The sequence below is a fragment of the Microbacterium sp. A93 genome, from assembly GCF_051842835.1.
The window spans coordinates 13,459-32,332 of sequence record NZ_JBPXMT010000007.1 but is presented as its reverse complement, the minus strand read 5'-3'; the positions used below and the strand labels follow the sequence as shown (position 1 = coordinate 32,332).

At 64.7% G+C, this 18,874-nt stretch carries 13 protein-coding genes; 10 read left to right on the top strand and 3 right to left on the bottom strand.

The features are described from left to right. Positions 1-25 precede the first annotated feature (25 nt). Both rpsI and glmM read left to right on the top strand, forming a co-directional pair. Entirely contained in the window at positions 26-511 is a 486-nt protein-coding gene (gene rpsI, locus ACSU1G_RS17765) for a 30S ribosomal protein S9 (protein ID WP_439281305.1), read from the top strand. Between the two features lie 14 nt (positions 512-525). Next, positions 526-1,884 carry a phosphoglucosamine mutase gene (gene glmM / locus ACSU1G_RS17760; protein ID WP_439281304.1) on the top strand — a complete coding sequence of 453 codons (1,359 nt, stop codon included), beginning with the start codon at positions 526-528 and terminating at the stop codon, positions 1,882-1,884. Positions 1,885-1,997: 113 nt separating this feature from the next. On the opposite strand, the gene ACSU1G_RS17755 is transcribed toward glmM, so the two are convergent. After that, positions 1,998-2,969: an acetylxylan esterase gene (locus ACSU1G_RS17755; RefSeq protein ID WP_439281303.1), complete on the bottom strand. Its 972-nt coding sequence runs from the start codon at positions 2,967-2,969 to the stop codon at positions 1,998-2,000. A gap of 159 nt (positions 2,970-3,128) precedes the next feature. Here ACSU1G_RS17755 and ACSU1G_RS17750 point away from each other — a divergent pair, with 159 nt between their 5' ends. From ACSU1G_RS17750 to ACSU1G_RS17735, 4 genes are all read left to right on the top strand, one after another. Next, complete coding sequence (locus tag ACSU1G_RS17750; RefSeq protein ID WP_439281302.1) at positions 3,129-4,637, top strand: glycoside hydrolase family 43 protein; 1,509 nt, start codon at positions 3,129-3,131, stop codon at positions 4,635-4,637. Positions 4,638-4,740: 103 nt separating this feature from the next. Beyond that, positions 4,741-5,739 carry an ABC transporter permease gene (locus ACSU1G_RS17745; RefSeq protein ID WP_439281301.1) on the top strand — a complete coding sequence of 333 codons (999 nt, stop codon included), beginning with the start codon at positions 4,741-4,743 and terminating at the stop codon, positions 5,737-5,739. Between the two features lie 13 nt (positions 5,740-5,752). Further along, positions 5,753-6,721 carry a carbohydrate ABC transporter permease gene (locus ACSU1G_RS17740; RefSeq protein WP_439281300.1) on the top strand — a complete coding sequence of 323 codons (969 nt, stop codon included), beginning with the start codon at positions 5,753-5,755 and terminating at the stop codon, positions 6,719-6,721. Positions 6,722-6,753: 32 nt separating this feature from the next. Continuing rightward, the gene (locus ACSU1G_RS17735; RefSeq protein WP_439281299.1) at positions 6,754-8,511 is read left to right on the top strand and encodes an ABC transporter substrate-binding protein; all 1,758 of its coding nucleotides are present in this window, start codon (positions 6,754-6,756) and stop codon (positions 8,509-8,511) included. A 90-nt stretch (positions 8,512-8,601) separates the two neighbouring features. Here ACSU1G_RS17735 and ACSU1G_RS17730 read toward each other — a convergent pair whose 3' ends face one another. Further along, the gene (locus tag ACSU1G_RS17730) at positions 8,602-9,213 is read right to left on the bottom strand and encodes a YesL family protein (protein WP_439281298.1); all 612 of its coding nucleotides are present in this window, start codon (positions 9,211-9,213) and stop codon (positions 8,602-8,604) included. Beyond that, the gene (locus ACSU1G_RS17725; RefSeq protein WP_439281297.1) at positions 9,214-10,197 is read right to left on the bottom strand and encodes a LacI family DNA-binding transcriptional regulator; all 984 of its coding nucleotides are present in this window, start codon (positions 10,195-10,197) and stop codon (positions 9,214-9,216) included. A 144-nt stretch (positions 10,198-10,341) separates the two neighbouring features. On the opposite strand from ACSU1G_RS17725, the gene ACSU1G_RS17720 reads away from it, so the two are divergent. From ACSU1G_RS17720 to ACSU1G_RS17705, 4 genes are all read left to right on the top strand, one after another. Continuing rightward, a complete protein-coding gene (locus tag ACSU1G_RS17720) occupies positions 10,342-12,372 on the top strand; it encodes a beta-galactosidase (protein ID WP_439281296.1) in 2,031 nt (676 codons plus the stop codon). Then, positions 12,369-14,666 (top strand): alpha-xylosidase, encoded by a 2,298-nt coding sequence (gene yicI, locus ACSU1G_RS17715; RefSeq protein ID WP_439281295.1) that lies wholly within the window; start codon positions 12,369-12,371, stop codon positions 14,664-14,666. Before ACSU1G_RS17720 ends, yicI begins: the two co-directional genes overlap by 4 nt. After that, positions 14,666-17,143 carry a glycoside hydrolase family 3 C-terminal domain-containing protein gene (locus ACSU1G_RS17710; RefSeq protein ID WP_439281294.1) on the top strand — a complete coding sequence of 826 codons (2,478 nt, stop codon included), beginning with the start codon at positions 14,666-14,668 and terminating at the stop codon, positions 17,141-17,143. The genes yicI and ACSU1G_RS17710 overlap by 1 nt, the downstream gene beginning before the upstream one ends. Positions 17,144-17,256: 113 nt before the next feature. Then, on the top strand, positions 17,257-18,852 hold the full coding sequence (locus ACSU1G_RS17705; RefSeq protein WP_439281293.1) for an isocitrate lyase: 1,596 nt from the start codon (positions 17,257-17,259) through the stop codon (positions 18,850-18,852). Positions 18,853-18,874 lie beyond the last annotated feature (22 nt).

Sequence of the window (18,874 nt, the reverse complement as noted above, 5' to 3'; positions counted from 1 at the left end):
CGCAAAGATTACTAAGGACATTCTCGTGGCTGATACTCAGGACACCACCGAAACCCCTCAGAACTACTCGACGTCGAGCCCGGAGACCGAAGTAACGGAGACGGCTCCCCGTCCCGTGCTGAACGTCCCCGGCGCAGCTGTCGGCCGTCGCAAGCAGGCAATTGCCCGCGTGCGTCTGGTCCCCGGCTCCGGCACGATCACGGTCAACGGCCGTACGCTCGAGGACTACTTCCCGAACAAGCTGCACCAGCAGCTGATCACCGACCCGTTCACGGTGCTGAACCTCGTCGGTGCGTACGACGTCATCGCGCGCATCTCCGGTGGCGGCGACTCGGGTCAGGCTGGCGCATTGCGTCTCGGCATCGCCCGTTCGCTGAACGGCATCGATGAGGAGAACAACCGCGCGACCCTCAAAAAGGCCGGCTTCCTCTCCCGTGACGCTCGCGTCATCGAGCGCAAGAAGGCCGGACTCAAGAAGGCCCGCAAGGCGCCTCAGTACTCGAAGCGTTAAGGTCCACCAACTCGATGCCGCTTTTCGGCACGGATGGTGTGCGGGGGCTTGCCAACGGCATCCTCACCGCTGACCTCGCGCTCACCCTGGCCCAGGCGACTGCTGTCGTCCTGGGCCAGGGCCGCACTGCAGAGGCTCGTAAGTCTGACGGCAAGCGACTGTCCGCAGTCGTCGCCCGCGACCCGCGTGTTTCCGGTGAATTCATCGTGGCTGCAGTTTCTGCCGGCCTCGCTGCCTCTGGTGTCGATGTTCTCGACGCCGGCGTCATTCCGACTCCGGCACTGGCGTTCCTCGTCGCAGATCACGATGCCGACTTCGGCGTCATGGTGTCTGCGTCGCACAACCCGGCGCCCGACAACGGAATCAAGATTTTCGCCCGTGGTGGTGTGAAGCTCCCCGACGTGGTCGAGCAGCGCATCGAAGCCGCGATGGCGGGGGAGATGCTTCTCCCCACTGGCTCTGGCGTCGGCCGCATCAAGCGGTTCTCCGACGCTGAGGACCGCTACAAGCTGCACCTTCTCGCGTCGCTGCCGCATCGTCTTGACGGCATCCATGTGGTGCTCGATTGTGCGCATGGTGCGGCATCCGGTGTGTCGCCTGAGACGTTTAAGGATGCTGGCGCCACCCTGACCGTCATCGGCGCTGACCCTGACGGCGTCAACATCAACGACGGTGTCGGTTCGACGCATCTCGACAACCTTGCTGAGGCCGTCGTTCGTCTCGGTGCCGATGTCGGCATCGCGCACGACGGCGACGCGGATCGCTGCCTCGCCGTGGATGCCGATGGCAACATCGTCGATGGCGACCAGATCATGGCCATCCTTGCGGTGGCGATGAAGAAACGCGGAGACCTCACCGACGACACCCTGGTCGCGACCGTGATGAGCAACCTCGGTCTGCACCTGGCGATGAAAGAGCACGGAATCACTGTCCGCCAGACGGCTGTCGGCGACCGTTATGTGCTCGAAGACATGAACGCCGGCGGTTACGCGTTGGGCGGCGAGCAGTCTGGTCACGTCATCATGAGCGAGTTCGCCACCACCGGCGACGGTGTGCTTTCGGGCCTGCACCTGGTTGCCGAGATGGCACACCAGAAGAAGACTCTTGCCGAGCTTGCGGCCGTCATGACGGTGTACCCGCAGGTGCTCATCAACGTGCGCGGCGTTGACAAAGATCGTTGTGCGGACGACGAAGGTGTGCAGGATGCTGTCGCCGCTGTCGCGGCGGAACTCGGAGACTCCGGGCGTGTGCTGCTGCGCAAGTCCGGCACCGAACAGCTCGTGCGTGTGATGGTCGAGGCTGCGGATGCGGAGACCGCTCAGGCGCATGCCGACCGGCTCGTCAAGGTCGTCAAGGAGCGGTTGGCGCTGTAACACTGCGGCGCCAGTGCACACCTGCAGGGCGTTGGCACGGATGGCGGGGCATCCATCGGCGTTTCGCCCTGCAGGTGTTCGATCGCCCTGCATCTGTGCAGGGCGAATCGCCCTCAGGCCCCGAGGCGCTCCGCGAGCCACTGCGTCTGGCGCAGCCAGTGCGCGTGCTGACCGCCCTCGTGTCCGTTGAACGAATAGACCTCGATCGTGGCATCCGCTGACGCCAGATGGTTGTACGCGGCGAACACGCTCGACGGCAGCACGACAGCATCCATCAGCCCGACGGAGAACAGCGCAGGCTTCTCGATGCGGCGCGCGAAGTTCACTCCGTCAAAGTACGACAGTGTCTGGAACACCTGATCGATGCGCTCACGGTGTACGGCGAGGTAGCGCTCGATCTCGCGATACGGATGCTCCGGCGTCTGCTCGACCGAACGTCGGAAGTGGCAGAGGAACGGCACATCCGGCATCGCGGTGAACACGTCCCCGTGTAACCCAGCCGCTGCCAGTGCGATGCCGCCGCCCTGGCTCGCTCCGGCCACGCTGACCCGCGCGGCATCGACGAAGGAGAGCGCGCGCACAGCGTCGACGGCGAGCACCGCGTCGGTGAACAGGCGTCGGTAGTAGTACTCGTCGCGATTCAAGATGCCGCGAGTCATGAAACCGGTCGATGCGCCATCCGAGCCGTGCGGGTCGGGGGTATCCCCGCCAGAGCCCCAGTTCGCACCCTGACCGCGCGTATCCATCAGCACATGCACGTATCCGGCGCTGGCCCACTGCAGACGCTCTCCGGCGATGCCGCGGCCGCCGCCGTAGCCGATGTACTCAACCACTGCGGGCAGTGCCTCGCTGCTGCGCGGGCGAGTGACCCACGCACGGATCGGCTCGCCGCCGAAGCCGGAGAACGTCAGATCCTCCACGATCAGCTGACTGATCGGAGTCTCCGCAGCGACGAGCCGCGGCTCGGTTGCCGCCGCACGCGATGCCGCGAGCGTGGCATTCCAGAAGTCGTCGAAATCGTTCGGCTCGGCGACATCGGGGCGGAAGGAGCGGAGGTCATCGAGGGGCATATCTGTTAGTGGCACGCCGGTTACGGTACCGCAAAACGTGCCATCTTCGAAACGCTTCGCCTGATGCGTTGCGGATCGTGTCATGAACGGATACTCTCGGTCGAAGCGTTTCGACTTCGAATGCTCCGTCGCATTCCGAAACGCCCTCAATGACCCGAGGTGAGTGGAGATTCGATGACGCTTGGTGCCCCGACCCGAGAGGGAACAGCGGAGAACGTCGTCAGCAGCGCAACGCATCCGATCATCCCCGGGTTCTATCCCGATCCATCGATCTGCCGCGTGGGCGATGACTTCTACATCGCCAACTCGTCGTTCGAATACCACCCGGGCGTGCCGCTGTGGCACAGCACGGATCTGCTCTCCTGGCGACTGGTCGGGCATGCTCTGGCGGACGAGCCGCGTTTTCCTGCCGGGCGTGCTGGCGCGAACGGCGGGGTGTACGCGCCCACGCTTCGCCACCACGATGGCCGATTCTGGATGATCACCACTGATGTCTCCGGCGGTGGTGGACAGCTCGTCACCTCGGCGCCGACGATCGAGGGCCCGTGGGGCCCGGCGCGGGTGATCGAGGGCATCATCGGGATCGACCCCGACCTCGCCTGGGATGCAGACGGCACCTGTTACGTGACCTACAGCTCAGATGACAAGCGTGCACCCGACATCGCGCAGGTCCGTGTCGACCTCGAGCGTGGCGTCGTGCTGGGCGAGCCGTACACAATCTGCCACGGCACAGGAATGGCTTACCCCGAGGGGCCGCATCTGATTCGCCGCGGCGAATGGTGGTACCTGCTGTACTCCGAGGGTGGCACCGAGCGCGGACACTGCGTGAGCATCGCACGCGCGACGACGCCGTCCGGACCCTTCACACTGTTCGACGAGAACCCGATCCTCACCCGTCGCAGCACCGTCTTCCCGGTGCAGAACACTGGCCACGCCGACATCGTCGAGCGCCAGGATGGCTCCTGGGTCATGGTCTACCTCGCCGTGCGCGCACGCGGCACTACTCCGATGTTTCACGTCAACGGACGCGAGACGTTCATTGCCGGCATCGACTGGGCAGGCGACTGGCCGGTTGTCGTGCCGGACGCGTTCTCTTTCGCCCCGGATGCCACGGCCTTCACCGATCGCTTCGAGACTGCCCAGCTGGATCCGCGGTGGGCATCGCCGGGGGCCGCGCTGACGACTTTCGCGCGCGCACTACCCGGTGGTGGTGTGGAGATTTCGCCAGCATCCTCACCGAATGGCGCCCCGGCCTTGCTGGCGGCCAGAGTGAAGGATCTCGCCTGGCGATTCGAAGCCGACACCACGGCGACGGATGCCGCGGCACTGCGCCTGCGAATGGACGAGGCCCACTGGGCCGAGCTGCGGCTGGAGGCCGGGCGCGCCGTGTTCGCCCTGCAGATCGGGCCCGCTCGGCGCCTCGTCGTCGATGAAGAGCAGCTGCAGGCACCGGTCACTCTGCGCATTGAGGCGGCAGCGTCGACGCATAATGGGCCGGACGATCTGATCTTCACCATCGTCGACCAGGCGGGAGAGCGAACGCTCGACCGGATCGATGGTCGCTACCTTTCCACCGAGGTGGCCGGTGGCTTCCTCGGCCGCACGATCGGGGTGCGGGCAGAGGATGTGCCGGTGGTCTTCTCCGAGCTTCGGTACGAGTCATCTGAGGTGGCGGGCACGTGAACTTGCCGGCCGCAGCGGTGTATGGCGCGCGCACCGTTGGGAGCGCTCCCAATCTTTCGATCGACCCGATGATTCCGAGCCACGCACGACAAGGCGGTAGACGATGACGATGCCCACCACGGTCACGAGGACAGTGGCTGAACAGCTCGACAAGAAGAGCGAGCGTTCGCCGCGCGCAAAGGAACGCCTGCGGAAACGATCCGGCGGCCGGAAATCCTACGGGATGTTCCTGGTCATCGTGCCATTCCTGGTACTGGTGTTCCTGTTCAGCTACTTCCCGCTGTACGGCTGGATCTACGCGCTTTTCGACTACAAGCCCGCACTGGGCCTTGAAGGCAGCGAGTTCGTCGGTCTGCAGTGGTTCCAGATGCTGGTCAGCTCGCCGACCCAGATGGCGCAGATCGGTCAGGTGTTGATGAACACCCTGGCGATCAGCTTCCTCGGCATCCTCACGTCGATCCTGCCGCTTGCGTTCGCGGTGTTCCTCAACGAAGTGCGCAGCAAGTGGTTCCGAAACGCCGTGCAGACCCTGACCACCCTGCCGAACTTCATCTCGTGGGTGCTCGTCTACATGATCGCCTTCTCGTTGTTCTCGAGCTCGGGCCTCGTGAACAACGTGCTTGCGGATTTCGGCCTCATTACCGCTCCGATCAAGTTCCTCGACACGAGCGACAACGTCTGGATCGTGATGACGCTGTGGAGTATCTGGAAGGGGCTCGGGTGGGGTGCGATCATCTACCTTGCCGCGGTCGCCGGCATTGACCCCTCGATGTACGAGTCGGCACGCATCGACGGCGCGGGGCGCTTTCAGATCATGTGGTACATCACGGTGCCTGCGCTGATGCCGACCTACCTCGTACTGCTATTGCTGTCGGTCGCGAACCTGCTCAACAACGGCATGGAGCAGTACTTCATCTTCCAGAACGCCTTCAACATGCAATGGATTCAGGTCCTCGACCTGTACGTCTACAACATCGGCATGACCGGCAACAGCCTGTCGATGGCAACCGCGATCGGCATGCTCAAGAGCGTCATCTCGGTCATCCTTCTGTTCACCGTCAACGGCATCGCCAAGCGTGTGCGCGGCGAAGCGATCGTCTGAGAGGGATCTGCACATGACCGGTCTCGCCACTGCTCCCAAACTCACCAATCCGCTGAAGAACAACACTGCTTTGACGCACAAGATGTCGCACCGCACCAGCGGCGACATGCTCTTCGCGATCATCAACTACACGGTCTTCGGGCTGCTCGTGGTGATCTGCGCCTATCCGTTCTACTACCTGATCATCAACTCCGTCAGTGCCAACGACGTCTCCGCGCTCGGCGACGTGCGCGTGTGGCCGATCGGCTTCCACCTGCAGAATTACAAGGACGTCTTCGCCCTGAACGGGCTGGGGATGGCGGCCATCGTCAGTGTCGCACGCACCGTGATCGGCACGGTCGCCACGGTGCTGGCATCCGCCTTCCTCGGCTTTATGTTCACGCAGAGCCGCATGTGGGCACGCAAGTTCTGGTACCGCTTCGTCATCGTCACGATGTACTTCAGCGCGGGTCTGATCCCGGTGTTCATCATCATGAAGAACCTCGGTCTGACGAACAACTTCTGGGTCTACGTGCTGCCGTTCATCGTGCAGCCGTTCTTCATCATCCTGGTCAAGACCTATGTCGAGTCGATGCCGGAATCTCTGCAGGAAGCTGCCGAGCTGGATGGTGCGAACATCGTGCAGATCTTCTTCAAGGTCTACCTGCCGAATATGACTCCGATCCTGGCGACCGTGGCGATCTTCTCCGCCGTGGCGCAGTGGAACAGCTTCCAAGACACGTTGATCTACGTCACCGACCAGAGTCTGTACACGCTGCAGTACCTGCTCTACATGTTCATTAACCAGGCCTCCAGCCTCGCCCAGGCGGCGCAGAACGCCGGCGGCGACCTCGGTGCCATCGTCGGAGCTGCCACCTCGCAGACGCCGACCTCGATTCGGATGACAGTCTCGGTGCTCGTGGTGCTGCCGATCATCTTCATCTACCCCCTGTTCCAGCGCTTCTTCGTGAAGGGCATCATGCTGGGTGCCGTCAAGGGCTGACGCGTTCTCGCATCCATAAGAAAGGAAAAGCAATGAAGCTGAAACGGAAGGTTGCGGCGGGCGTCGTCGCCCTTGTCGCCGTGGGCATGCTCACCTCGTGCACGGGCGGAGGTGACGATAAGACGGAGGCCGAGGCCATCGACGCCTTCCCCTCGCAGTGGGAGGAAGAGATCACGATCGACGTCTTCGACGGCCTGGCCAATTACATGGGCGTTCAAGAAGGCTGGTTCGCGAAGATCGTCAAAGACAAGTTCAACATGAAGTTGAATATCATCGCCCCGAATGTCGCTGGCGGTGGCGACACCCTCTACAACACTCGAGTGTCTGCCGGCGAGCTCGGAGACCTGGTCATCATCGACAAGGGTGAACAGCTCGACGAGCTGATCGAGGGCGGGCTGGTGGCGGATGCATCCGCTTACTACCCGGCGATGGAGAACGCCGAGCGCTTTGACTCGGCGGTCGAGAACCTGAACGCGAGTTCAGACGGCATCTACGCCTTCCCGACCTCGGTCTCCAGCCTGCTGCCGACCGATCCCTCTGAGGGCATCGACTCGACGTTCGGACCGTTCCTTCGCTGGGATCTGTACGGCGAACTCGGCTATCCCGAGGTGGACACGCTCGAGGACTTCCTGCCGGTTCTGGAGGACATGCAGAATCTTGAGCCGACCGCACCGAACGGCCAGAAGGTTTACGCCCTCTCGCTGTTCAAGGACTGGGACGGCAACATGATGAACAACGTCAAGCAGCCGATCACCTACTACGGGTACGACGAGCTCGGCTTCGCCCTCGCCATGGCCGATGGCTCGGACTACCAGGGGCTCCTCGACGACGACGGCATGTACAAGCGTGTGCTGGAGTTCTTCTACGAAGCGAACAAGCTCGGCCTGGTCGACCCGGAGTCGACGACGCAGAACTACGACACGCTGTGGTCGAAGATGCAGAACGGCCAGGTGCTGTTCACCTGGTGGCCGTGGCTGGGCCAATCGGCCTACAACACTGACGCCAACATGGACGAGGGCAAGGGCTTCATGATCGCGCCGCTCAAGGACCAGGAGATCTTCTCCTACGGCGCCAATGCGTACGGCGGCAAGACGGTGCTCGCGATCGGTTCGAAGGCGGAAGATCCGGAGCGTATCGCCGCGTTCATCGACTGGCTGTACTCGGCTGAGGGCTCGCTGACCAACAGCAGCCAGACGATGGGTGCCGCTGGGCCCCAGGGACTGACCTGGGATGCCAACGACGCCGGAGAGCCAGAGCTTACCGACTTCGGTAAAGAGGTCTTCCTCAGCGGCGACGCCACAGTGCCAGAGGAATGGGGCGGCGGCGGTTACCTCGACGGCGTCTCGACGCTGAACGTCACTGTCGTCTTGCCGATCGACACCGACCCGGAAACCGGCTTCCCGTACAGCTACAAGCTGTGGGAGACGTACCAGGGTCAGACGGCAAACCCGTTGACCGATGACTGGTCGGAGAATATGGGCGGCGCTACCACGACGATGCAGTACCTGCAGGACAACGACCAGCTTCTCGTTGCTCCGGGTGCCAGTTACACGGCGCCGGCTGACAGCTCTGAGATCAACACACTGCGCAATCAGGTCAAGGCAGTGATCGTCCCGTCGTCCTGGCAGGCAGTCTTCGCCGAGAGCGATGAGCAGTTCAACACGATCTGGGTCGACCTGCAGAAGACCGCGTCCGGCCTTGGCTACGACAAGGTGCTCGAATTCGACCTTGCGAATGCGAAGGAACAGAACGCGCAGCGCGTGGCCATCGCTGCTGAGTTCGCCGAGTAGCACCGAAACCGCAAAACCACGCCGAGACTGTGGAGTTTCCCCACAGTCTCGGCGTGGTTTTGTTGTCTCGCGGTCAGGGACGTCTCGCGGTCAGGCCCCGGGAGTGTGGCGGGCGAAGGCGCTGCGGAAGAGGAACGCCGTCATGTAAGCGCCGACCGAGAAGCCGACGGTGACGAGGATCACGCCGAACATCGGAATGACCACGGTGATGCAGACCAGCGCTGCCGGCACCAATAGGATGCCCATCGTGCGCAGCGGCTGCGCCATCGGCAGCAGCAGCGCATTCCTCGCCGTCTGGCGAAACGGCGTCTCGTACAACGCGGTGAGCGCCATGGCGTACAGGAACGCCGCGAACAGGTAGAGCGCGGCGATGATCGACACGACCATGGCGACGCCCCCGACCACGGTGGCAGAGCCCGACCAGAACACCGCGACCGCCAGTAGCAGGAGCACTGGCAACAGCAGCGCGAGGGTCAGCAGCGAGGCGGGCTTGAAGTTGCGCACGAACGCGGGGAAGAAGTCCTTCAGCGGGCGCCCGCTTTCGTCATCCGAATAGCGAATCGTCACCTGGTACAGCGCTGCGGTGGCCGCTCCGATGGTCACGATGGGCAGACACAGCAGCAGGTAGAGCAGATTCAGCGTCACGAAGCTGAGGAAGCCAGTGATGCCCTGAGCCGTACGGCCCTCTGGATCGATGCGCACTCAGATCTCCGTGCCCGAGAGATCCACTCCAGAGACGAATGTCGGGGCCAGCAGCTGCACCCGCTCGGGGTTCTCGTCGCCCAGCACGGCCAGGATCGCGCGCGTTGCGATCGCGCCAATCTCAGCGGCTGGCACGTCGATAGTGTCGAGCAGCCCAGGCATGTCGCGCACCAGATGCGCAGGGCTCAGCGCGATGACATCGCGTCCTCTGCCCGTCACGTGGCCGGCAACGTGGGCGAGCGCTGCCTCGTTGTGAAACAGGATGCCGGTGATCGCCGGATCGGCCTTCAAGATGCCGTCCACGACCCCGACCGCATCCGCGGAACTCGGGCAGGCGTGCACTGTGCCGGTGAGTCCCAGCTCGCGGCATGCCGTCAGGAAGCCGTCGTTCAAACGCTCGGCGTATGAGGTGTGCCGCTGCAGCACTTCGGCGGATGCGCCGAACAGCGCGACGCGCTGGTGCCCGAGGCGTGCAAGGCGTGTGGCGGCCAGGCGCCCGGCGGCCGCGAAGTCGAAGTCGACGCAGAAGAGGTCGCCTGCGCCGGCGGGGAGGCCGATGAGCACGCTGGGAGTCGGCAAGTCCTGCAGCGTCGCGATGCGAGGGTCCTCTGATTCGATATCCATCACCATCAGGGCATCAACCATCGACCCTCGTGCGGCGCGGCCCAGCCCCTCAGCGTCGTCGCTGGTGAGCAGCAGGATGTCGTAGTGGTTCTCTCTGGCTTCCTTCACGACACCCGAGATGATCTCCATGATGACGTTTACGTCGACGCCTGTGCGTAGCGGTGCCTGCAGTCCGATGACGTTCGTGGAGCGGGAAGCGAGTGAACGCGCACTGGCGTGCGGGCTGTACGCCAGTTTGTCGATGGCGGCCTCGACGCGCTCTTTGGTGTCCGGTGAGATCGTGCGTTTGCCGCTCATCACATAGGAAACCGTTGAGATCGAGACACCAGCGGCCTCTGCGACATCCGCGATCGTCACCATGAAAGCTCCTTTGTTTCGATGGTCGCCGGACGTCGGTAACGCAACACGTGGAGGGTCTCCATGGCCCGCGTGGACATCGGCATCTGGTTAGTATATGTTCTCGTTGTTGAAACGCTTCGACAATTCGACGGGGAATCACTGAAAATGTCATCGACGACCAGCGCACGGCATGCCTTCGACGCGCTCATTTCCGACCGTGGACTCGCGTTCGGCGGTGATTACAACCCCGAACAGTGGTCGAGGGAGACGTGGCGTGAAGACGTCGAACTCATGCGCCAGGCCGGGGTCAACTTCGTCACCGTCGGGGTGTTCAGCTGGGCGACGATCGAGCCGCGTGCCGGCGCCCGCGAGTGGGGATGGCTGGACGAGATCCTCGATTTGCTGCACGCCGCCGACATTTCGGTCGATCTCGCCACGCCCGTGGCATCCCCGCCGCCGTGGCTGGGGGTGCAGCATCCTGACATCCTGCCCGTCGACCGTGACGGCGTGCGTCTGATCGCCGGGTCACGCAACCAGTTCTCCCCGGCCTCGCGCACGTACCGTGAGCATGCGCTGGCGATCACCCGAGACATCGCCGAGCGCTACGCGACTCACCCCGCCGTGCGTATGTGGCATGTCGGCAACGAGTACGGCCAGATCGACCATGGCGATGAGGCGGCACGTGAGTTCCGTCGGTGGTTGCAGGAGCGCTACGGTTCGATCGACGAGGTCAACCGGGCTTGGAATACCGCGTTCTGGTCGCAGCGCTACGACGACTTCGCCGAGATCATGCCCCCGAGGCGCATGCCGTATCTGGTCAACCCCGCGCAGTCCCTGGACTTTCGCCGGTACAGCTCTGACCAGCTGCTGGACTGCTACACCGAGCTGCGCGACGCCATTCGTCAGACCGGCGCCGAGCAGCCGATCACCACGAACTTCATGGGATTCTTCGCGCTGGCCGACTACCACTCCTGGGCAGGCGAGGTCGACGTCATCGCGGACGACCAGTACCCCGACCCGGCGAACCCGAACGCGCCGAGTGAGATCGCCCTGGTGCAGGATCTGATGCGTTCCCTCGGCGGCGGGCGCAGCTGGGTGCTCATGGAGCAGGCCATCAGCGCGGTCAACTGGCGCTCGCACAACGTACCCAAGTCGCCGCTTCGTGCGCGTCAGGATTCGCTGCAGGCCGTCGCCCGTGGTGCGGATGCGATCTGCTTCTTCCAGTGGCGGCAAGCACGCTCTGGCGCCGAGCGCTTCCACTCGTCGATGCTTCCGCACGCCGGTGCGGACAGTGACGTGTTCCGCGGCACCTGCCAGCAGGGCGCCGACCTGAGGCTGCTCGCCCCGGTGGGCGGATCCCGCGTGGCCACCGACGTCGCGATGCTGTTCGACTGGTCGAGCTGGTGGGCGGCGGAGGAGCCCGCTCGCCCCACCGAGCGCCTGTCGACGATGACCGAGATGAATCGCTGGTATCGCTCACTGTGGCGCCGCGGCGTCTCGGTCGACGTGCTCAGCCATGACGCTGCGCTGGATGCGTACAAGGTGATCCTGGTGCCGCACGCGTACATCCTGAATTCCGCCACCGCTGCGGCGCTCACCGCTGCCGCCGCGCGCGGCGCGCAGATCGTGATCGGGCCGTTCAGCGGCGTTGCCGATGAGAATGGCGGCATCATGCAGGGCCGATCGCCCGTACTGCTGCGCGAACTCCTCGGCGTAAGTGGCGAGGAGTGGGCAGGGATGCCGGATGAACCGGGCGCGCTGCGCTTCGCCGATGGCTTCGGGCCGTCCGAGCCGCAGACGGCAAGCATTCTCGCCGAGCACCTCCGTACCGAGGGCGCCGACGTGATGGCAACCCATGACGGCGGCGAACTGGCAGGGCTCCCGGCGATCACGCGCAACCGCACCGCCTGGTACCTGAGTGCGGTCGTCTCGGATGGCGCGCTGGATGCTGTTCTCGCAGCCGCTCTCGCCTCGGCATCCGTCTCCGGCGCCGTCCCTGGGCTCGATGTGCTGCCCGAAGGACTCGAGGCCGTGCAGCGCGGCGACGTGCTGTTCCTGCTGAACCACGGCATCCATTCCGTCGAAGTGCCGGTGACGGCGGGTCTGATCGACCTGCTCACCGGAGATGAGACCGCAGAAATCGTCGGCATCGCGCCCGGCGAAGTCCGCGCGCTGAGTGAAAGGCACACGAGGTGAAGTTCACCGACGGCTACTGGTTGACAAGGCCGGGATTGACCCCGCTGTTCGCGGTTGAAGTCGACGACATCCGCATCGATGAGGCGGCGGGCACGCTCACCGTGTATGCGCCGACGGCGCACATCCGCCACCGCGGAGACACGCTGAACCGCCCGATGATCACCGTCACGTATTCGTCTCCGGCGCCCGGCGTCGTGAAGGTGCGCGTGCAGCGGCATGCCGGCGGTGTGCATCGCGGGCCCGACTTCGAGATCAACGCGGAGCCGGGGTTCGTGCCGGCGGTGTCAGCCGATGAGAACGGCGGCGTGCTGCAGACCGGCGACCTCACGGTGCGCGTCAACCGCGGCGACGGGTGGGATGTCGTGTTCGAGCAGGACGGCCGTGTCCTCACCCGCTCCGAGCGGCGTTCGGTCGGTCACTACAGCGACACAGACCAGGCCACCTGGGTGCACCAGCAGCTGGCGCTGGCACCCGGTGAGCGCGTCTACGGCTTCGGCGAACGCTTCGGCGCCTTCGTGAAGAACGGTCAGACCGTCGAAACCTGGAATGCCGATGGCGGCACTTCGAGTGAGCAGTCGTACAAGGCCGTGCCGTTCTACGTCACCTCGCGCGGTTACGGCGTGCTCGTCGACAGCCCGGACGAGGTCTCGTTCGAGGTCGGCAGCGAGGTCAACTCCCGCGTGCAGTTCTCGGTTCCTGGTGAGACTCTCGACTACTTCGTCATCGGCGGAGGCACACCCAAGGCAGTGCTGAGCCGGTACACCGCGCTCACCGGTCGGCCGGCGCGCGTGCCGGCGTGGTCGTTCGGGCTGTGGCTGACGACCTCGTTCACGGCGAACTACGACGAGGCCACGGTGAACGAGTTCATCGACGGCTTCGCCGAGCGCGAGCTGCCGCTGAGCGTGTTCCACTTCGACTGCTTCTGGATGCGCGAGTACCAGTGGACCGACTTCGAGTGGGACCCGCGGACCTTCCCCGACCCGGAGGGGCAGCTGTCTCGTCTGCACGAGCGCGGACTCAAGGTCTCGGCCTGGATCAACCCGTACATCGCGCAGCGCTCGGCGCTGTTCGCTGAGGCGGTCGAGAAGGGATACCTTCTCACGCGCACCGATGGCAGCGTCTGGCAGTGGGACCTGTGGCAGGCGAGCATGGGCATCGTCGACTTCACGAACCCGGATGCCGCGGACTGGTACGTCGCGCACCTCGAGCGGCTGATGGCGCAGGGTGTCGACTCGTTCAAGACCGACTTCGGCGAGCGCATCCCGCATGAGGGCGTCGAATGGTTCGACGGATCTGACCCCGCGCGGATGCACAATTTCTATCCGAAGCTGTACAACGAGGTCGTCTTCCGTGCGCTGGAGAAGCGTCGTGGTGAGGGGCAGGCGGTGCTCTTCGCCCGCTCGGCGACCGCAGGCACGCAGCAGTTCCCCGTGCACTGGGGCGGCGACAGCGACTCGACCTTCCCGTCCATGGCAGAGTCGCTGCGCGGTGGCCTGTCGCTGGCGATGAGCGGCTTCGGCTACTGGAGTCATGACATCGGCGGCTTCGAGGGCACACCTGACGCCGGGCTGTTCAAGCGCTGGCTCGCCTTCGGGCTATTGTCTTCGCACTCTCGACTGCACGGCTCGGACAGCTTCCGGGTGCCGTGGATGTTCGACGAAGAGGCCGTCGAAGTCACCCGTGCGTTCACGACGTTGAAGATGCGACTCATGCCGTATCTGGCTGGCATCGCCGAGCAGGCGCACACCGACGGCATCCCGATGATGCGTCCGATGGTGCTGGAGTTCCCCGAGGACCGCTCCGGCTACGACGCTGACACCCAATACATGCTGGGTGGCTCGTTGCTGGTGGCGCCGGTGTTCACGTCCGAAGGGGATGCCTCGTATTACCTTCCGGTCGGATCATGGACGTCGCTGATCGATGGTTCGGTTGCTGCGGGAAGTCGCTGGATCTCCGAGAATCACGACTACCTGTCGGTGCCGCTGCGCGTGCGTCCTGGCACCGTGCTGCCGTGGGGTGCAATCGACTCCCGCCCCGACTACGAGTGGGCCGACGGCGTGACGTTGCGCTGCTTCGAGCTGCCGGACGGCTACGACGAAGTGACTGTCGTCCCCGGGCTTGCCGGTTCATCGACGAGCTTCCGGGTGCGCCGCGAAGGCTCGCGTGTCGTTGCGTCGAGTGCCGACGCGACCGCATCGTGGTCGCTGCACGTGGGCGAGAGCGTCGCGGTGGCGGACGGCGCTGGCGAGATATTTGTTTTCGTGGGAGATGTTTCTCTGGAGGGTAACGAGTGATGTTCCGTCGTACTGATCTGTCGGTTTCCGAGCGTGCCGCCGACCTGCTGTCGCAGCTGACCGCCGAAGAGCGCATCGCAATGCTGCATCAGGCGATGCCCGCGATCGAGCGACTGGGTATCGCCGAGTCTCGTACCGGTGCCGAGACCCTGCACGGGGTCGCGTGGCTGGGCAACGCCACGGTGTTCCCGCAGCCGGTGGGCATGGCCGCGACCTGGGACCCGGCGCTTCTCGAAGCGATCGGCGAGGTCACCTCGACGGAGGCGCGTGCGAAGCGCTCCGAAGACCCACTGGTGAGTCTGAATGTGTGGGCGCCAGTGGTCAACACGCTCCGCCACCCCCAGTGGGGACGCAATGAGGAGGGGTACTCCGAGGATCCGCACCTGACCGGTCAGCTCGGCGCCGCCTATTCGAAAGGCCTGCGTGGTGACGATGAGCGGGTCTGGAAGACAGTCCCCGCGCTGAAGCACTTCCTGGCGTACAGCAACGAGACCGACCGCTCCGCGACGTCGTCAGAGATGTCACTGCGGACACTGCACGAGGAGGAGCTGCCCGCGTTCCGCGCGGCGATCGAGCAGGGCGTCGCCGGCAGCATGATGCTGGCGTACAACCAGGTCAACGGGGCGCCCGCGCACACACAGCCGGAGCTCGTCGCCGAGGCGCGCAGTTGGACTGAGGGCTCGTTGGCGATCGTGTCGGATGCCGGTGCGCCGACCTTCACCGTGACGATCCAGGGGGCTCAGCCCGACAGCATCCATGCGGCCGCAGCACTGGTGCGAAGCGGTATGGACTCGTTCACCGACAATGATGCTGACGCAGAGCCGACGATCAAGAACCTCACGGCCGCGCTGGAGCAGGGACTCCTCACCACCGCTGACATCGACCAGGCGGTGACGCACATCCTCGAGATGCGCATCCGCACTGGCGAGTTCGACGGGGATGCCGATCCATACGCAGGTATCGGCGCGGATGCGATCGACGCACCCGGTGCGCGTGAGTTGGCGCGCGAGGCCGCCGGTCGTTCGGTGGTCGTGCTGCGCAATGACGATGCCGTGCTGCCGATTGCTTCGCCCACGCGGATCGCCGTGGTCGGCCCGCTCGCCGATGTCGTGCTGACCGACTGGTACTCGGGAACCCCGCCGTACGCGGTGGGCATCGCGCAGGGGCTTGCTGAGCGGTATCCGGCAGCGGATGTCGTCGTCGAGACCGGCGCCGACACCATCTCGCTGCGCGCGGCGAACGGCCGGTATGTCGTGGCATCCGCCGACGGGAAGACGATCGCGGCGACCGCACCTTCGGTAGAGGATGCCGCGTTGTTCGACGTCACCGACTGGGGTGACGGGCTGCTGACGCTGCGCGCGCACGCCAGCGGCAAGCTGCTCACGGGTGGCGGGTGGCCGATGCGTGCCGACTCCGCGCGGGTCGGTGAGTGGGTCGTGCAGGAAAGCTTCCGCACGCATGTGCACGCCGACGGCACCTGGTCGCTGCTGCACCTGGGATCTGGCCGATGGGTACGCGTGGCGCGCGAAGTGGGACTGCTGCTGGCCGAGGGCGTAACCCTCGATCAGGCCGAGCGCTTCGGCGTGCGCACGGTGCGTGCGGGCCACGCCGCAGTTGCGGCGGTTGCGGCCGCGGCGGATGTCGTCGTGGTCGCCGTGGGCAATGATCCGCACCTGGCCGGGCGTGAGACCGAGGATCGTCCGCACCTGATGCTGCCGGACACGTTCACGGAGATCTGGCGCACAGCGCGCGAGGCCAACGAGCACACCGTGCTCACGATCGTGTCGAGCTACCCATACGTGCTCGGCGAGGCGGATGCCGCGGCCACGGTCGTCTGGTCGAGCCACGGCGGTCAGGAACTCGGACACGGCATCGCCGATGTCTTCAGCGGTGACCGCGAGCCGACCGGGCGTCTGGCGCAGTCCTGGCCGGCCGACCCCGCGCAGGCCGGCGACCTGTTCGACTACGACACGCTGCGACAGCAGGCGACGTACCGGCACCAGCCGGCGCCCTACACGTTCGCGTTCGGGCATGGCCTGACGTACTCGACCGTCGAGTACCGGGGTGTGACGCTGAATGCGGATCAGGTGGCGGCGCCCGCGCCGACACATCGGCATCCGGCCCTCGGCGTCCGAGGCGACATCACGGCCGTCGTCACCGTCGCGAACACCGGCGACCGCCCGGCCGAAGAACTCGTGCAGGTGTATGTGCTGGCACCGTCGCTGCCGCTGCCGGCAGCGCGCCGTCTGCTGGTCGGGTACCGGCGCGTGCGCCTGGAGCCGGGGGAGGAGCGCCGGGTTGAGGTGTCGTTCGAGACCGCGCGGCTTTCAGTCTGGGATGACTCGCTACGCCTGGACGGCGCCGTGGACGATTGGCTGCACGAGGGCGCGCTGCGCGTGCAGCCCGGCGAGTACCGGGTGGCCGCGGGGCCGAGTGCTGACGAGCTGCCGGTGGCGGCGGTGCTCACGATCTCCTGATCCCTTCTGGTTCGCAGAAGAATGGACTTTCTTCTCGTCGTCATTGGCTAGAGGACCGCTGTTTCTTGCCTAAGAGTGGACGTAACGCCTCGCCACCACAGTAAGGAAACATCATGACCGCCTACCAAGACGACATCGACGCTATCCGGGAATTGAAAGAGCAGGCCGGGTCGAGCTGGGATGCCATCAACCCCGAGTCGGTTGCTCGAATGCGGGCGCAGAACCGCTTCAAGACCGGACTGGAGATCGCCCAGTACACCGCTGACATCATGCGCCGCGACATGGGTGAGTACGACGCCGACTCCTCGGTGTACACGCAGTCGCTCGGTGTGTGGCACGGTTTCATCGGTCAGCAGAAGCTCATCTCCATCAAGAAGCACCTCAAGACCACCAACAAGCGATACCTCTACCTGTCCGGTTGGATGGTCGCCGCGCTCCGCTCTGAGTTCGGCCCGCTCCCTGACCAGTCGATGCATGAGAAGACCTCGGTGCCTGCGCTCATTGAAGAGCTTTACACCTTCCTTCGCCAGGCCGATGCCCGCGAGCTCGACCTCTTGTTCACGCAGCTTGACGACGCACGCTCCGCAGGCGACGACACTGCGGCAGAGTTCGTCCAATCACAGATCGACAACTTCGAGACTCACGTCGTGCCGATTATCGCCGACGTCGATGCGGGCTTCGGCAACCCCGAGGCCACCTACCTCCTCGCGAAGAAGATGATCGAGGCTGGTGCCTGTGCCATCCAGATCGAGAACCAGGTCTCGGACGAGAAGCAGTGCGGTCACCAGGATGGCAAGGTCACCGTTCCGCATGAGGACTTCATCGCCAAGCTCACCGCCGTGCGCTACGCGTTCCTTGAGCTCGGCATCGGCAACGGAGTGATCGTTGCGCGCACCGATTCGCTCGGTGCTGGCCTCACCCAGAAGCTCGCCGTCACGAACACTCCCGGCGATCTGGGTGACCAGTACAACTCCTTCCTCGACGTCGAAGAGATCACTGAGAACGAGCTCGGCAACGGCGACGTCATCATCAAGCGCGAAGGCAAGCTGCTGCGCCCGAAGCGTCTCGCCAGCAACCTGTTCCAGTTCCGTGCTGGAACCGGCGAAGAGCGTTGCGTGCTCGACAGCATCACGTCGCTACAGAACGGCGCAGACCTGCTCTGGATCGAGACCGAGAAGCCACACGTGGAGCAGATCGCCGGAATGATGGACAAGGTGCGCGAGGTCATCCCGAACGCGAAGCTGGTCTACAACAACAGCCCGTCGTTCAACTGGACCCTCAACTTCCGCCAGCAGGCCTACGACCTGTTCGTGGAGCAGGGCAGAGACGTCTCGGTATACGAGCGCGGTGCACTCATGAACGTCGACTACGACGACACTGAGCTGGGGCGGGCGGCCGACGAGATGATCCGCACGTTCCAGCGAGACAGTTCCGCGCGGGCGGGCATCTTCCACCACCTCATCACTCTGCCGACGTACCACACGGCCGCGCTCTCGACGGATGACCTGGCCAAGGGCTACTTCGCAGAGGAGGGCATGCTCGCCTACGTCAAGGGTGTGCAGCGCCGCGAGATTCGTGAGGGGATCGCCACGGTCAAGCACCAGAACATGGCTGGCAGTGACATCGGCGACAACCACAAGGAGTACTTCGCCGGCGACGCGGCCCTCAAGGCCGGCGGCAAGGACAACACGATGAACCAGTTCGGCTGAGTTCGTCCACGCGAGGGGGCTC

Bases quoted from the DNA above. Each gene is read 5' to 3' on its own strand.
- glmM (WP_439281304.1), top strand. From the start codon at position 526: ATGCCGCTTTTCGGCACGGATGGTGTGCGGGGGCTTGCCAACGGCATC.
- ACSU1G_RS17750 (WP_439281302.1), top strand. From the start codon at position 3,129: ATGACGCTTGGTGCCCCGACCCGAGAGGGAACAGCGGAGAACGTCGTC.
- ACSU1G_RS17745 (WP_439281301.1), top strand. From the start codon at position 4,741: ATGACGATGCCCACCACGGTCACGAGGACAGTGGCTGAACAGCTCGAC.
- ACSU1G_RS17740 (WP_439281300.1), top strand. From the start codon at position 5,753: ATGACCGGTCTCGCCACTGCTCCCAAACTCACCAATCCGCTGAAGAAC.
- ACSU1G_RS17735 (WP_439281299.1), top strand. From the start codon at position 6,754: ATGAAGCTGAAACGGAAGGTTGCGGCGGGCGTCGTCGCCCTTGTCGCC.
- ACSU1G_RS17725 (WP_439281297.1), bottom strand. From the start codon at position 10,197: ATGGTGACGATCGCGGATGTCGCAGAGGCCGCTGGTGTCTCGATCTCA.
- ACSU1G_RS17720 (WP_439281296.1), top strand. From the start codon at position 10,342: ATGTCATCGACGACCAGCGCACGGCATGCCTTCGACGCGCTCATTTCC.
- ACSU1G_RS17710 (WP_439281294.1), top strand. From the start codon at position 14,666: ATGTTCCGTCGTACTGATCTGTCGGTTTCCGAGCGTGCCGCCGACCTG.
- ACSU1G_RS17705 (WP_439281293.1), top strand. From the start codon at position 17,257: ATGACCGCCTACCAAGACGACATCGACGCTATCCGGGAATTGAAAGAG.